We start from the raw sequence: 14,436 nt of genomic DNA, 5'->3' as shown, positions 1-14,436 counted from the left end.
TACCGCTCCCGAAGTACTTCCCCAGTCAGTTCCCGTTTAAACTTTCAACGTTCTTATGCTTCACCTGCTCCGCACAACCGGTTCCCATGCTGATTTTCAAACTCTGGTGACGTTACTGGACCAGGACCTGGCTTTCCGGGATGGGAAGGATCATACGTTTTACGCGGCCTTTAATAGCAGCGCGGCGCTGCAACACGTCGTCGTGGCTTATGAGCAGGACCAGCCGATTGGCTGCGGGGCGTTTAAAGAGTTTACCCCCGAGCAGGTGGAAGTCAAGCGCATGTTTGTTCGACCTGGCAACCGGGGGCGGGGAGTTGCCGCTAAAATTCTCCACGCACTAGAGGGCTGGGCTCACGAACTGCACTACTCCGCCTGCGTGCTGGAGACGGGTAAACGGCAGCCAGAAGCCATCGGCCTCTATCAAAAATGCGGCTACCACTTTATTCCCAACTACGGCCCGTACGTCGGGATTGAAAACAGCGTGTGCCTGCAAAAAGTCCTGCCCGCCATCTGGCCGGCAGCACACGTCTGATGCCCGGCTTATGCCCTTGAATTGCGGAACCCGTTTCCTAAACCGATTCCCCTGCCCTGGGATGGGTTCGCGCTACTGTGATGCCCCCGCTATTGCACCCATCGGGGCCAGGAGTTTCACAAAACCACGGTAATGCAGTTGCTACCCCCAAGCACCCCGGTGCTTGGACACGGCGGAAATGAGGTGAGAACCATACCGAGTAGCCTTGGTTAGAGGAGGCGTTGCGTGCGTTGTATCAGGTTGGCTTGGCGGCGCTAGGCACAAGGGTTTTGCAAATTGCCTTGATAATTCACCGGTGCGCTACAATTTACTGGCGCCCAACTTTTTTACTGGTCGCTTGGTTATACGGATTAACTCATGCGCATGAGTGCTAAAAAGCACTTAACTTTGCTTTTCCATGGATACCAAGTCCCTCGTTAAATTAGCCAAGTCGCTGAGCGACCCCACCCGTCTGCGGCTGTTGCAGGAGATTGCCAAAGGGGAGATCACGGTGTGTGCCGACTTGTTTCAATACGTGCCCATCAGCCAGCCCTCGATGTCCCAGCACCTGAAAGCCCTGTCCGAGGCGGGCTTAATTGAGTCCCACAAGGAAGGCCGGAATATGTACATGGCCATCAATGCCGAAAAGCTGAAGGAGTTGGAAGACTTCCTGCATTTGCTTAAACCGGCAGTGGTCAAAAGTTAACCACACCCTAGGCCCGGTAGCGATATCGCTACCGGGTTTTTACTTTTTTAAAACATTATTGATTGCTTATGCATTTATAGTTGATACCTTTGCCGACACTTTGCGAGAAGGGTATCCCAGTTAGGCCCTCGCCCGGGTTTTTTTTTGCCTTAATACATCATTGCATGCTTATTAGATAATGTATTAGCGCTACGCAGTAGCCTTCTAACGCACCTGTCATTTCACTTACTTCCCTTGTCTGGGCCGTTTTTACCCATGAAACTATCTTTTCTTTTAGCCGGCACCGTGCTGCTGGCAGGCTGCGCGGAGCAGCAGGCTCCGCAACAGGCCCTGGCCCCTCCGGCCCTACCGGTCCAAGCCCTGCATGCCGGCACCGAAACTACCTATCAAGAGTACCCGGCTTCCATTGAGGGCGTGGTCAACGTGGAGATCCGGTCGCAGGTGGCGGGGATGCTGGAGCGCATTCTGGTGGACGAGGGCGCGGCCGTGCGCAAAGGCCAGCCCCTGTTCAAAATCAACGAGGCGCCGTTCCGCGAGCAGCTCAACAACGCACTGGCGGCCCAGCAGGCGGCGGCCGGGGCCGTGGTCAGTGCCCAAGTAGAAGTCGACCGGTTTGCCCCGCTGGTGCAGAACAAGGTCGTCTCCGAGGTGCAGCTGCAAACGGCGCAGGCGGCCCTGACCGTGGCGAAGGCCAACCTGCAGCGCGCCAAGACAGCGGTTAGCAGCGCCCGCATCAACCTGGGCTACACCACCATTACGGCCCCGGTGAGCGGCTACCTCGGGCGGCTGCACACCAAGCCGGGTAGCCTGGTGGGTCCCACCGATGCCCAGGCCCTGACCCAGCTTTCTGACGTGCACGAGGTGCACACGTACTTCGCCCTAGGCGAGGACGATTTTGTCACCTTCCGCCAGCAGTACGCGGGTAACACGCTGCAAGACAAGCTCGCGCACCTGCCCCCGGTGGCCCTGGTGCTGTCCGACCAAAGCATCTACCCCACCAAGGGCAAAGTGGACATGGTGGACGGGCAGTTCAATAAAACGACGGGGGCCGTGACCTTGCGTGCCACCTTCCCCAATGCCAATGGTCTGCTGCGCTCGGGCAATACGGGCACCATCCGGCTGGCGCTGGCGCATCCCGATGTGCTGCTGGTACCCACCGCGGCCACGGTCGAGTTGCAGGACCGCGTGTTCGTGTATGCGGTGGGAGACAGCAACCGCGTCAGCCGCCGGGCCATCACCATTCAGGGCAAGAGCGGCGCTAACTACCTGGTGAGCGAGGGTGTGAAAGACGGCGACCGGATTGTGCTGCAAGGCATCGACCACTTGCAGGAAGGCCAGATTATCAAGCCCACCCAGGCTCCTAAAGCCAGCGCCGTGGTGGTGGACAAGGGAGCCGCTCAATCCGTTCAGAATTAATCGGTATTAGTGATGTTTAAAGTATTTATTGAACGGCCCGTACTAGCCACGGTCATCTCCATCTTGTTGGTGATTCTAGGGGCGCTGGCGTTGTGGAAGCTGCCTATTCAGCAGTTCCCCGACATTGCGCCCCCCATGGTGCAGGTGACGGCGCTCTACCCCGGCGCCAACGCCGAAACGCTGCTGCGCTCGGTGGCGCCCTCGCTGGAAGAATCCATCAACGGCGTCGAGAACATGGTGTACCTGAAGTCTACGGCCAGCAACGATGGCACGCTCGTCATTCAGGTGAGCTTCACCCTGGGTACCGACCCCGACCAAGCGGCCGTGAACGTGCAGAATCGGGTGGCCCAGGCCACCAGCCAGCTGCCGGCCGAGGTGGTGCAGCAGGGCGTGACGGTGGCCAAGCAGCAGAATAGCTTGGCCATGATTGTGGAGCTCTACTCAGAGGACCCCCAGAAGTACGACCAGACCTTCCTGGACAACTACGCCCAAATCAACCTAGTACCGGAGCTGAAACGGATTCCGGGCGTGGGCTCGGCCATGGTATTTGGGGGCAACAAGGCCTACGCCATGCGCATCTGGCTGAACCCGGCCCAACTGGCCAGCTACGGCCTCACGCCGGCTGAGGTAATGGCCGCCATTCAGGACAAAAACCTGGAGGCCGCCCCCGGCCGCCTGGGCGAGAGCAGCCAGGAGTCGTTTGAGTACGTCATCAAGTACAAGGGCAAGCGCAACAAGCCCACGGACTACGAAAACATGATTATCCGGGCCAATGCCGACGGCTCGATGCTGCGCCTCAAGGACGTGGCGCGGGTGGAATTTGGCTCGACGACTTACAACACCTCCGTGCGGATTTCGGGCAAGCAGGGCATGAACGTGGCCATCTTCCAGTCGGCGGGTTCCAACGCCAACGAGGTGCAAATTGCCGCAGGCAAGGTCATGAAGAAGCTGGAAAAGAACCTGCCGAAAGGAGTCAAGCAGTTAACTCTGCTCAGTACCAAGGAGGCGCTGGACTTGTCCATTGAGCAGGTCCAGCACACACTCATCGAGGCCTTTGTGCTGGTGTTTATCGTTGTGTTTGTCTTCTTACAGGATTTCCGCTCGACGCTCATTCCAGCCATTGCCGTGCCGGTGGCCATCGTGGGCACGTTCTTCTTCATGCAGCTGATGGGCTTTACCATCAACCTGCTCACGCTCTTTGCTTTGGTGCTGGCCATTGGTATTGTGGTCGATGACGCCATTGTGGTGGTGGAGGCCGTGCACAGCAAGCTGGAGGAAGGTACCCACTCGGTGAAATCAGCCACTACGCAGGCCATGCACGAGATTACCGGGGCCATTATTTCCATTACCCTGGTCATGGCGGCCGTGTTTCTGCCGGTGGGCTTGCTGGATGGCCCGACGGGTGTATTCTACCGCCAGTTTGCCTTTACGATGGCTATTGCCATCGTCATTTCGGCCGTCAACGCCTTGACGCTGAGCCCCGCCCTGGCGGCGCTCTTTCTCACGCACACCCCGCACGACGGGGAGCACGCGGCGCCGAGCACAATTAAAACCCGCTTTTTTGCCGGCTTCAACCGCAGCTTCGAGCGACTCACGGACCGCTACGTGGGCAGCATCAAGTTTCTGGTGCGTCACAAGTGGGTGGGCGTCAGCGGCCTGGTGCTGGTCATAGCCCTCACCGGCTGGCTGGCCAAGCGTACGCCCTCCGGCTTCATTCCGAACGAAGACCAGAGCTTCGTGGCCGTGTCCGTGACCCTGCCGGCCGGCGCATCGATGTACCGCACCGAGCAGGTTGCCCAGCAAATCGAAGCGCAGTTAATCCCCCTGCCGGCTATTGAGGTCATCAACATGATGGCGGGGTTCAACATCTTGGCGTCGGCCAACAGCCCCTCGTCTATCACACTATTTGCACGCCTGCGGCCCATCAAAGATCGCGGGGCAGTCCAGGACATTGATGGCATTATGGGCATTGTGCGCGAAAAAATGACCACCATTAAGGGGGCGGACATCTTCGTGTTTGCTATGCCCACCGTGCCGGGCTTCGGCAACGTGGAAGGCTTGGAAGTGGTGTTGCAGGACCGCACCGGCGGCGAGCTGTCTAAGCTCGGCCAGGTGGGGCAGGACTTTATCGGCGAGCTGATGAAGCAGCCGGCTATCGGCGTGGCCTTCACCTCATTCCGGGCTGACTACCCTCAACTAGAGGCAGAAGTAGACGAGGTAAAAGCCGCCCAGCTGGGCGTGGGCGTGAAAGATGTGCTGCAAACCATGCAGGCTTACTTCGGCAGCGCCCAAGCCTCCGACTTCAACCGCTTCGGCAAATATTACCGGGTAGTGGTGCAGGCCGACCAGGCCAACCGCGCCGACCTGACAGCCCTGAACGGCGCGTTCGTGAAGAACAACCGGGGCGAGATGGTGCCCCTGGCCACGCTGGTGCACCTCAAGCGGGTGTTCGGACCGGAAACGGCCTCGCGCTACAACCTCTTCAACTCGCTCACCATCAACGCCACGCCGAAGCCGGGCTACAGCTCCGGCGATGCCATTAAGGCGGTCGAGCTGACGGCCGAGAAGTACTTGCCCGCGGGCTACACCTACGAGTTTTCAGGCTTGACCCGTGAGGAAATCTCCTCGGGCAACCAGTCGACCGTCGTGTTCCTCATGTGTATTGTGTTCGTGTACTTCCTGCTGGCGGCCCAGTACGAAAGCTACATTCTGCCCTTTGCCGTGCTGTTGTCCTTGCCGACGGGCATCTTCGGGGTATTCGCCGCCATTGGCCTGGCGGGCATCACCAACAACATCTACGTGCAGGTGGCTTTGATTATGCTCATCGGCCTGCTGGCCAAGAACGCCATCCTCATCGTGGAGTTTGCCCTGCAGCGCCGCCACGCGGGCGAGCCGCTGGTGCAGGCCGCGCTCAATGCCTCGGCCTCCCGCTTGCGCCCCATCCTGATGACGTCGCTGGCCTTCGTGGCGGGGATGCTGCCCATGATGAACGTAAAAGGTCCTTCGGCGCAGGGCAACCATTCTATCAGCATCGGCGCGGCCGGGGGCATGTTCACGGGCGTCGTGCTCGGTCTGTTCCTGATTCCCTTGCTGTTCGTGATTTTTCAACGCCTGAACGAGCGCCTCAGCGGTACGCCCGGCCCCCAAGCACCTGCGGTTCCGGCCGAGCGGAAGCGGGTACCGGCCCACGCCACGGTTAGCTAATCCCATGACTACTCTGATAAATAAAACTTGGCACCGGCTTCCGTTGGTGCTGGCAGGCGTGCTCCTCGCAGCGGCCTGCAAAGTGTCGAAAGACCTACCCTTGCCCACGCTACCGCTGCCAGCCACGTACCGCACTGCCACCAACACCGATACCACGTCCGTGGCGGGCCTGCCGTGGCGGAGCTTCTTCACCGAGCCAGCCTTGCAGCAACTGCTCGACAGCGCCACGGTGCGCAACAACGACTTGCAGCTGGCTATTCAGAACATCGCCTCGGCGCAGACGACCCTGCGGCAGGCGCGGCTGGGCTACTTGCCCACCGCTACCCTGCAAGCGGGCGTGACCACCAACCGGCCCTCCAGCAACAGCCTGAACGGTATTTCCCTCAGCCAGTTCCTCGGGGCCAAGCACATTGAGGACTACAATCTAGCCCCAGCCATCAGCTGGGAAGCCGACATTTGGGGCAAAATCCGCAGCCGCAAGCAGGAGGCGCTCTCTGCCTACCTGCAAAGCCAGGAAGCCCGCAAGGCCGTGCAAACGCAGGTGGTGGCGCAAGTGGCGGAAGGCTACTACAACCTGCTCATGCTGGACACCCAGCTGGCCGTGGCCCGGCGCAACGTCGCCCTTACCGACAGCACCCTGCGCTTCACCCGGCTGCAGTTCACGGCCGGCCAGGTGACGGCCCTGGCCGTGCAGCAGGTCGAGGCGCAGCGCCTGACGGCGGCCGGCCTCATTCCCGAGTTCGAGCAGGCCATCACGGTGCAGGAAGATGCCCTGAGCATCCTGGCCGGGCGGATGCCGGGCGGCATTAGCCGGACCGGCAACCTGCTCCGGGTGCAAGTGCCGGTCGTGGCCGCGGGCGGCGTGCCGGCGGCGCTGCTGGCCCGGCGGCCCGACGTGCGCAGTGCCGAGCTGGCCCTGGACCGGGCCAATGCCACAGTGGGCTACACCAAAGCGCAGCTCTACCCCACGCTGGCCATCACGGCCCAGGGCGGCCTCAACGCCTTCCAGTTCAGTAACTGGTTTAGTGTGCCGGCCTCGCTGTTTGGCTTGGCCACGGGGGGCATTACGCAGCCGCTGTTTCAGCGCGGGGCACTGCGCACGCAGTACCAGCAGGCCCAGATTGACCGGGAGCGGACGGTGATCCAGTTCCGCCAGCAGGTGCTGGTGGCGGTGGGCGAGGTGTCGAATGCCCTCGGGCAAATCACGCGCACGCAGGCCCAGCAAGCTATTGCCACGGAGCGCGTCAGCACGCTGCGCCAGGCGACGACCAATGCCAACCTGCTGTTTCGCAGCGGCCTGGCCAGCTACCTGGAAGTCATCACGGCCCAGAGCAACGCGCTGCAAAGCGAGCTGGAGCTGGCTTCGCTGAAACGCACCCAGCTGGGGGCGAATGTGGAGCTGTACCGGGCCGTGGGCGGCGGCTGGCAGTAGTAACCTGCTAACCGTTACCCACTCTGCTCGCATTCCCTGCTTAGCCACACAAAATTCTCCTATTCCCACCCTACTGCTATGGATACCAAGTCTCTCGTCAAGCTAGCCAAGTCTTTGAGCGACCCCACCCGCCTGCGCATGTTGCAGGAGATTGCGCGGGCGCAGCGGCTGGGATGCGCTAATCTGTATGAGTTTGTGCCTATCAGCCAGCCCTCTATGTCGCAGCACGTGAAGGCACTGGTCGACGCGGGGCTGGTTAATTCGTGTAAGGAGGGCCGCAACATGTACTTGACCATCAATACGGAAAAGCTGCAGGAGCTGGAAAGCTTTCTGCAGCTGCTGAAAATGAGCTAGCGCTCACACAGCATGTTACTTCTGAACAAAGCCTCTCCCAGGACGTGACAGAGGCCGTCGTGAAATCGATCACCTACTCAACCCTCATCCCATGAAAATCGGAATCATTGGCACCGGCCCTGTCGGCGGCTCCCTGGCCAAAAACCTGGTCGCCCTCGGTCACCAGGTGAAAGTGACCAACACCCGCCAGCCGGCCGAGTTGGCCCAGAAAGCGCAGCAGCTGGGGGCTAGCCCCGCCACCCTGCAAGACGTGGTGCAGGACGTGGACCTCGTTTTTACTGCCGTGCCTTTCAAAGAACTTGCCGAGTTTCCCAAGGACCTGTTCCGGTCGCTACCCCCCGAGGTAATCGTGGTGGACACCGGCAACTACTACCCTTTCCGGGACGAAAAAATCGACGCGCTGGAACAGGGCACGCCCGAAAGCGTGCTGGCGGCCGAGCAGCTGGGCCGTCCCATTCTGAAAGCCTTCAACAACCTGCTGGCCGAGACAATTGCCACTGGCGGTACCGCGCCCGGCACGCCCGGCCGCATTGCCCTTTCCATTGCGGGCGACGACGAGCGCGCCAAGCAAATCCTATCCGACCTCTGCAACGACTTCGGCTTCGACGTGGTGGACGGGGGCAGCCTGGCCGACTCGTGGCGGCAGCAGCCCGGTACCCCGGCCTACTGCACCGAGCTCACGGCCCCGGAGCTGACCCAGGCCCTGGCCAACGCCGTGCCTGGCAAAGCTCCGCAGATACGCGACCAGGTTATCTCGGAGTTGCTGCAACGCGAAGCCTGGCCTGCCCGCGAAGAAGTGGTGGCCGGCAATCGCGCCCGGCAGCTAGGTAAGGAGTAGCCAAACCATGCTTTTTCCTAGGTTCTTTTTTAAACCAAATTTCAAGCTACTATCATGGCAACTAGCATCATGCACTCGGCGCAAGCCAAATCTATCGGCGGCCGCGACGGTCGTATTGAATCAACCGACAACGTACTCAACCTGGAGCTGACCATGCCCCGCAGCCTAGGCGGCCTGGCCCGTGAAGGCGCCACCAACCCCGAGCAGCTCTTTGCCGCCGGCTACGCCGCCTGCTTCGGCAATGCCGTCATTCACATTGCGCGCCAGGCCAAGGTGAACGTGGGCGACATCTCCGTGGATGCCCAGGTAGAGCTGTTCATGAACGAAGAAAACCTGCCTACCCTCGGCGTAGCCCTGCACGCCAACCTACCCGGCGTAGACCAGGCCCAGGCCGAGGAAATTGTGGCAAAGGCCCACCATACCTGCCCCTACTCGCGGGCCACGCGCGGCAATATCGACGTGAAGCTCACCGTCACCACCGACGCCACAGTAGCCGCTTAGGCCGCCGTACCGGCCACCCCAATCAACTTGCCTGCTTACCAACAGCAGTAAAAAAGATGACTAACAAGAAAGTATGGTTTGTAACCGGGGCCTCCAAGGGCCTCGGGTTAACGCTGGTGCGGGAGCTGCTGGCCGCCGGTTACGCCGTGGCCGCTACCTCCCGCAATCTGGAAGCGCTCCGGCAAGCCGTGCCGGGGGCCGATGACCGTTTCCTACCCCTGCACATGGACCTGAGCAGCGAGGAAAGCGTGCGTCAGGCCCTCGAAGCCACTATCGGCACGCTCGGCGGGCTCGACGTGGTGGTAAACAATGCGGGCTACGGCCAGCTCGGCGGCCTGGAAGAAATCAGCGACCAGGAAGCCCGCCAAAACTTCGAGGTCAACGTGTTTGGCTTGCTCAACGTGCTGCGCGTAGCTACCCCCTACCTGCGGCAGCGCGGGGCGGGCCGGGTGCTGAACATCTCCTCTGCCGGTGGGTTCATGGGCAATTTTCCGGGCTGGGGCATTTACTGCGCCACCAAGTTTGCGGTGGCGGGCCTCACGGAGTCGTACGCGGCGGAAGTCAAGGAATTTGGCATTCAAGCCACGGTGGTGTACCCCGGCTCCTTCCGCACCGACTTTCTCACGCCGGATTCGCTGGCCCTACCCCAGCAGCCCTTGGCAGCCTATCATGCCATCCACGAGTCGCAGGTACTTCAGGACCAGCACTACAATGGCCAGCAACCCGGCGACCCGGCCAAAGCGGCGGCGGTCCTACTCCAGGTCAGCGAAGCCGACAACCCACCCCTGCACTTATTCCTGGGCGAGGACGCCTACCAGGTGGCCGGCCTCAAAATAGCCGCCGTGCAACACGATTTGCAACAGTGGCAGGCCGTGGCCGCCGCTACCAGCTTTGCGGCCCTAGCGCCTGAGTAGCCGCGCCCGGCCCTACCCCCCCGCATACAACTTCAGACGACATTTTTTACTGTCATTGCAAGGCACCCACACATGGAAAATAAGCAGAACCCGACCGTCCTGGTCTTGGGCGCCAGCGGCACCATCGGCCGTCAAGTTATTAAAGACCTGGAAGGTCAAGCGGTCAACGTGCGCATCACCTCGCGCAAACAGGAGGTGGTAGCGCAGCTTACCCGCGAAGGCAAAGACTGCGCCTACCTGGACCTGGATGACCCCAGAACCTTTGCGCTGGCGCTGGCTGGGGTGGACCGGGTGTTTTTGCTGACCGGCTACACGGTGGCCATGCTCACGCAGAGCAAAACCCTGGTAGATGCGGCCAAAAAGGCCGGCGTCCGCCATATCGTGCACGTAGGCGTGTTTGCGGAGTGGGATACGACCGATGCCCATTTTGCCTGGCACCAGATGATTGAAAAGTACATCGAGGCCAGCGGCATTGCCTGGACCCACCTCCACCCGAACATGTTTATGGAGGTGTTCACGGGGCTGTACATCCCCAAAAACCTAACCTACACCGGCTACTGGGAAGACCGCCGCATCGGCTACATTGCCTCCAGCGATATCGCGGCGATGGCCGCCAAAGCCCTCGTCGATGGGCCGGAGCGCCACGGGGGGCAGCACTACTGGCTGAGCGTGGAAACCTTCAACGGGCAGGAAATTGCGGAGCTGTTGAGCGACGTGACCGGCCTAGAAATCAGGTATGAAAACAAAGGGCTCGCCGGCTTTAAAGAGGTGATAGAGCAGATAGTGGCGAATGGCGGGGAGAGCTGGTATGCGAATGCCAACATTGAGTTTGTGACGCAGATGCTCGACGGCCGGATGTCCTATATGTCGATGGTGCAGAACGATATTCCCTACGTGCTGGGCCGGCCCGCCAAAACCCTGCGGGAATTTCTGGAAGAGCACAAGGCTGCCATTGTGAAGTCAGCGAGGGCGATGTAAAGGCTCTGAGTTGGCTTTTGCACTACGCCCCCAACATCCTGCCCATTTCGAGCACACGCAGCCTCGACTATTTGGAAGAGAACATCCGGACGGCCGAGTTGCAACTGATTGCGCAGGACTTACAGGCGCTGGATTGCATCGGCTAGGGTCTAGGCCCGCGGAGAAGGTTCTGACAGGGCAAAAATACGCATGCACACTCCTACGTGATGAACAACAGAAAAACGCTAAAACTGGCCGCGGTCATCGATGGGCCGGGGTGGAATTTTTCCTCCTGGCGCCACCCCGCCATGCCCGCCGATGCCGGCGAAAACATTGATTTCTTCATTCAACAGGCGCAGCTGGCGGAGCAGGCCAAGTTTGAAACCCTGTTTTTGTACGATGTCAGCCACGTCGGCCCCGGTAACATCCCGTACTATTTGAGCATGTTCGAGGGGGGGACCCTCATGTCGGCTCTGGCCATGAAGACGGAGCGCATCGGCCTTTCGATGACGGCTTCGACCTCCTACACCGACCCGTATAACCTGGCCCGGCAGGTCTTGTCGCTGGACAAGCTCAGCAAGGGCCGGGCCTCGCTGAACGCCATTACCTCCAACCCCGGCGGGATGGTCAACTTCAGCCGGGGCCACCTGGGCAAAGCCGACCAGTACCCCATGCACCAGGAGTTTCTGGAGATCCTGCTGGGCCTCTGGGACACGTACGAGGACGACGCCTTTCCCCGCGATAAAGAGAGCGGCGTGTTTCTGAATCCGCGCAAGATGCACCCCATCAACTACCGGGGCCAGTACTTCTCGGTGGACGGGCCGCTGAACATCAGCCGATCGGTGCAGGGCCGGCCAGTGCTGTACATGGCCGGCAGCTCCCCCACCTTCGTGGACCTAGCCACTTCCTACACCGACGGCGTCTTCATGGCGGGCAGTTCCTTCGAGGAAACAGTAGAGCTCGCCAATTCGCTGACCGCGAAGCTGGTTGAAAAAGGCCGGCCGCCGGCAGACTTCGTACGGTCAGTGGCGCAAAACCCCATCGTGGGCCGCACCGATGCCGAGGCCTACGCCAAGTACCAGGCCATCCGCGCCCTCGGTCCGTATTCGCACCGACCCGTTCCCTTATTCATGGGCTCGGCTGAACGCATTGCCAACGAGATCCAGAAGTGGTATGAAGCCGGAGCAATCGATATGCTCATGGTTCAGCAAGACCACCCGTATGGACTACAAGACTTTATCGAGCTGGTGGTGCCCATTCTGCAGGAGCGGGGCCTCTTCCATACGGAGTACGAGGCGCACACCCTGCGGGGAAATCTTGGCCTGCCGAAACCAGCGTTCCGAACCATTTAACCAGCGCCCCCTGCTGCTATTCAAGCATCTGGCCGGCTGCTACCAGCGGCCACTAACCTTAAGAAGTTATGCCTACTCCTGTGAACGAGTTCAACCGCCCGGCCAAGCCCCCGGTCGCTTATTCCATCTTAGACCTGGCCATCGTCTCCCAAGGCGAGACGATAAAACAGACCCTGCACAAGTCCTTGGCGCTGGCGCAGGCCGCCGAAGCCGCCCACTACACCCGCTACTGGCTGGCCGAACATCATAACTCCGATAATATCGCCAGCAACGCGCCCCCGCTGCTAATCGGGTACGTGGCGGAAAATACGACCACCATCCGGGTGGGCTCGGGCGGCATTATGCTGCCCAACCACTCGCCCCTAGTAGTGGCCGAGCAGTTCGGCACCCTGGCCCAGCTCTATCCGGGCCGCATCGATTTGGGACTGGGCCGGGCCGCCGGCACCGACGGGCAAACCGCCCAGGCCATCCGCTCCGATTTCCGGCAGGCCGCCCAGGCGTTTCCCCAAGAGGTCGGCAAAATCCAGACGTATTTCTCCTCCGCCAACCGGCCGGCGGCCGTGCGGGCTCCCGTGGCCGAGGGCACCGAGGTGCCGCTGTACATCTTAGGGTCCAGCACCGACAGCGCCCACCTGGCGGCGAAGATGGGCCTGCCCTACGCGTTTGCCAGCCACTTTGCTTCCACGCACCTGCACCAGGCGCTGCGGATTTATCGCCAGGAGTTTCAGCCGTCGGCCGTACTGCACCGGCCTTATACCATTGTGGCCCTCAACGCCTACGTGGCCGATACCGACGAAGCCGCCCAACGAGAGTTCACGAGCGTCATCCGGATGTTTGTGGGGATGTTGACGGGGCAAACGAAAGAGCCCCTGCAGCCGCCGACGGACATGACCGAAGAGCTGCACGACATGTGGCAGCATCCCTCCGTGCAGCAAATGCTGAAGTACTCCTTTGTCGGCAGCAAGCAAACCGTCAAGCAGCAGCTAAAAGCCTTTTTGCTTGAAACGCAGGCCGATGAACTCATTACCGCATCCTCCATGTACGCCCTGGAAGACCGGCTCACATCCACCCGGCTGTTTGCAGAAATTATGCAGGAGCTGAACGAGAACAGGTAAAGCAACTCTGCTCCGTCACGGGGACTCTGCCTGATCACAGGGAGTTATTTCCTCAAGTACTTGAGGCAGCAGGAACGCCTTACCAAGCCCCTAACCTGTTAGGAGGTGCTTTGATAAGGCGTTCCTGCTGGGCTGAATCTTTGCGTGAGGCACTAACTATCTACCTGTTACTTGCCCGCTTTTTTGCCATTTACCAAGGCTTGCAACTTGCCCTTGGTTTCTGGTATTGGCTGCAAAGCCAACGCTTTTTTAAAGTTCTCGATGGCTTCGGTTTTATTGCCGGTGGCCAGGTAAAAATCACCCAGAGAATCATAGCAATTGGCGCTACCGGGATTGTTGGCCACGTTGAGTTTAAATAAACGTTCGGCCTTTTTAAACTGCTTGCTTCGCAGCATGGTATACCCCAGACTATTTACCTCGCTTTCACTGGGCTTGATTACGTACCCCATTTCTTTCGACACCTGCTGGTAATGAGTAACCAACAAGGCCTTTAAATCAACCTCGGGGTTTTTCAATTCACTGTCGTAGATTTTAAACTTATAGAAATCGTAAATGAACCGCAGCGCATCGTATTCGCCAATCAACCGCACAGAAGCATGGTTGTCGTTAGCATAAAACTTGGAGGCGAAGCGTAACCCATTGCCCTTGTTTTGGGAAAGCTCGTGAAGCAAGTTCAGGTTACTGCGAATAAGAGCCGTCGAGGCACTGGTGTCTTGTCGTACGCTTACCGTGTCCATTCCTCTTTCCAGGCGATTGGCCATCGCGACGTACAATTTTTTTCCTCTGTATTGACGAGCCGCTAAAAGGGTTTTGGCTTCCTTAACCACCTGTTGGTCTTTCCACCACAAGGCCCCATCAAGCGACACATAAGAGTTAAACAAATTCGGCTGGTGCAGCAGCGTATTCACCACGGCTAAGCCTCCCACCGAATGGCCAATCAGGGTCTTGTACGGGGTGGTGGGATACCTAGAGTCGATGTAGGGAATCAGTTCTTTTTCGATAAACGACATGAACTTTCCCCATGCGGTGCGCGGGCATGCTCCCGTCCTGGCTTAGTTTTCGCGCCGTGGGCAGCGGGCAGGGGAGTGCCCGCTCGAGTTGAAAGCCGTTGGGGTGCTACCTTTACGCCGCCCCTG

14 protein-coding genes are annotated in these 14,436 nt (G+C 59.8%); 13 read left to right on the top strand and 1 reads right to left on the bottom strand.

All coding sequences use genetic code 11. From position 1 onward, the window contains the following. Window positions 1-55 precede the first annotated feature (55 nt). The 13 genes from ACYVHC_RS18640 to ACYVHC_RS18580 all read left to right on the top strand — a co-directional run bounded on the left by ACYVHC_RS18640 (window position 56) and on the right by ACYVHC_RS18580 (window position 13,300). Window positions 56-532, top strand: coding sequence for a GNAT family N-acetyltransferase (locus ACYVHC_RS18640; RefSeq protein ID WP_460615305.1), 477 nt, complete (start codon window positions 56-58; stop codon window positions 530-532). Between the two features lie 397 nt (window positions 533-929). Continuing rightward, entirely contained in the window at window positions 930-1,217 is a 288-nt protein-coding gene (locus ACYVHC_RS18635) for an ArsR/SmtB family transcription factor (protein ID WP_460615304.1), read from the top strand. A 255-nt stretch (window positions 1,218-1,472) separates the two neighbouring features. Next, complete coding sequence (locus ACYVHC_RS18630) at window positions 1,473-2,633, top strand: efflux RND transporter periplasmic adaptor subunit (RefSeq protein ID WP_460615303.1); 1,161 nt, start codon at window positions 1,473-1,475, stop codon at window positions 2,631-2,633. Window positions 2,634-2,645: 12 nt separating this feature from the next. Then, the gene (locus tag ACYVHC_RS18625; protein WP_460615302.1) at window positions 2,646-5,837 is read left to right on the top strand and encodes an efflux RND transporter permease subunit; all 3,192 of its coding nucleotides are present in this window, start codon (window positions 2,646-2,648) and stop codon (window positions 5,835-5,837) included. A gap of 4 nt (window positions 5,838-5,841) precedes the next feature. Next, on the top strand, window positions 5,842-7,269 hold the full coding sequence (locus ACYVHC_RS18620) for a TolC family protein (protein WP_460615301.1): 1,428 nt from the start codon (window positions 5,842-5,844) through the stop codon (window positions 7,267-7,269). A gap of 78 nt (window positions 7,270-7,347) precedes the next feature. Further along, window positions 7,348-7,623: an ArsR/SmtB family transcription factor gene (locus ACYVHC_RS18615; protein ID WP_243514952.1), complete on the top strand. Its 276-nt coding sequence runs from the start codon at window positions 7,348-7,350 to the stop codon at window positions 7,621-7,623. Between the two features lie 64 nt (window positions 7,624-7,687). Further along, on the top strand, window positions 7,688-8,461 hold the full coding sequence (locus ACYVHC_RS18610; protein ID WP_460615374.1) for an NADPH-dependent F420 reductase: 774 nt from the start codon (window positions 7,688-7,690) through the stop codon (window positions 8,459-8,461). A gap of 54 nt (window positions 8,462-8,515) precedes the next feature. Next, a complete protein-coding gene (locus ACYVHC_RS18605; protein WP_460615300.1) occupies window positions 8,516-8,962 on the top strand; it encodes an organic hydroperoxide resistance protein in 447 nt (148 codons plus the stop codon). A 56-nt stretch (window positions 8,963-9,018) separates the two neighbouring features. Beyond that, window positions 9,019-9,876 carry an SDR family oxidoreductase gene (locus ACYVHC_RS18600; protein WP_460615299.1) on the top strand — a complete coding sequence of 286 codons (858 nt, stop codon included), beginning with the start codon at window positions 9,019-9,021 and terminating at the stop codon, window positions 9,874-9,876. A gap of 72 nt (window positions 9,877-9,948) precedes the next feature. Then, window positions 9,949-10,854: a Rossmann-fold NAD(P)-binding domain-containing protein gene (locus ACYVHC_RS18595; protein WP_460615298.1), complete on the top strand. Its 906-nt coding sequence runs from the start codon at window positions 9,949-9,951 to the stop codon at window positions 10,852-10,854. 17 nt (window positions 10,855-10,871) lie between these two features. Further along, window positions 10,872-11,000, top strand: coding sequence for a hypothetical protein (locus ACYVHC_RS18590; RefSeq protein WP_460615297.1), 129 nt, complete (start codon window positions 10,872-10,874; stop codon window positions 10,998-11,000). Between the two features lie 60 nt (window positions 11,001-11,060). After that, window positions 11,061-12,185 (top strand): LLM class oxidoreductase, encoded by a 1,125-nt coding sequence (locus ACYVHC_RS18585; RefSeq protein WP_460615296.1) that lies wholly within the window; start codon window positions 11,061-11,063, stop codon window positions 12,183-12,185. Window positions 12,186-12,253: 68 nt separating this feature from the next. Further along, the gene (locus tag ACYVHC_RS18580) at window positions 12,254-13,300 is read left to right on the top strand and encodes an LLM class flavin-dependent oxidoreductase (protein ID WP_460615295.1); all 1,047 of its coding nucleotides are present in this window, start codon (window positions 12,254-12,256) and stop codon (window positions 13,298-13,300) included. Window positions 13,301-13,467: 167 nt separating this feature from the next. Here the strand turns inward: ACYVHC_RS18580 and ACYVHC_RS18575 are convergent, their stop codons facing one another. After that, the gene (locus tag ACYVHC_RS18575; protein WP_460615294.1) at window positions 13,468-14,310 is read right to left on the bottom strand and encodes an alpha/beta hydrolase-fold protein; all 843 of its coding nucleotides are present in this window, start codon (window positions 14,308-14,310) and stop codon (window positions 13,468-13,470) included. Between the last annotated feature and the right edge of the window lie 126 nt (window positions 14,311-14,436).

Source organism: Hymenobacter seoulensis, assembly GCF_054780535.1.
The sequence above is the reverse complement of the archived record's forward strand: the minus strand, read 5'-3'. Positions and strand labels throughout refer to the sequence as shown.

What these genes read in the sequence shown, in the direction of transcription:
- ACYVHC_RS18640 (WP_460615305.1), top strand. Translation starts at nt 56, where the DNA reads ATGCTTCACCTGCTCCGCACAACCGGTTCCCATGCTGATTTTCAAACT.
- ACYVHC_RS18635 (WP_460615304.1), top strand. Translation starts at nt 930, where the DNA reads ATGGATACCAAGTCCCTCGTTAAATTAGCCAAGTCGCTGAGCGACCCC.
- ACYVHC_RS18630 (WP_460615303.1), top strand. Translation starts at nt 1,473, where the DNA reads ATGAAACTATCTTTTCTTTTAGCCGGCACCGTGCTGCTGGCAGGCTGC.
- ACYVHC_RS18625 (WP_460615302.1), top strand. Translation starts at nt 2,646, where the DNA reads ATGTTTAAAGTATTTATTGAACGGCCCGTACTAGCCACGGTCATCTCC.
- ACYVHC_RS18620 (WP_460615301.1), top strand. Translation starts at nt 5,842, where the DNA reads ATGACTACTCTGATAAATAAAACTTGGCACCGGCTTCCGTTGGTGCTG.
- ACYVHC_RS18615 (WP_243514952.1), top strand. Translation starts at nt 7,348, where the DNA reads ATGGATACCAAGTCTCTCGTCAAGCTAGCCAAGTCTTTGAGCGACCCC.
- ACYVHC_RS18605 (WP_460615300.1), top strand. Translation starts at nt 8,516, where the DNA reads ATGGCAACTAGCATCATGCACTCGGCGCAAGCCAAATCTATCGGCGGC.
- ACYVHC_RS18600 (WP_460615299.1), top strand. Translation starts at nt 9,019, where the DNA reads ATGACTAACAAGAAAGTATGGTTTGTAACCGGGGCCTCCAAGGGCCTC.
- ACYVHC_RS18595 (WP_460615298.1), top strand. Translation starts at nt 9,949, where the DNA reads ATGGAAAATAAGCAGAACCCGACCGTCCTGGTCTTGGGCGCCAGCGGC.
- ACYVHC_RS18585 (WP_460615296.1), top strand. Translation starts at nt 11,061, where the DNA reads ATGAACAACAGAAAAACGCTAAAACTGGCCGCGGTCATCGATGGGCCG.
- ACYVHC_RS18580 (WP_460615295.1), top strand. Translation starts at nt 12,254, where the DNA reads ATGCCTACTCCTGTGAACGAGTTCAACCGCCCGGCCAAGCCCCCGGTC.
- ACYVHC_RS18575 (WP_460615294.1), bottom strand. Translation starts at nt 14,310, where the DNA reads ATGTCGTTTATCGAAAAAGAACTGATTCCCTACATCGACTCTAGGTAT.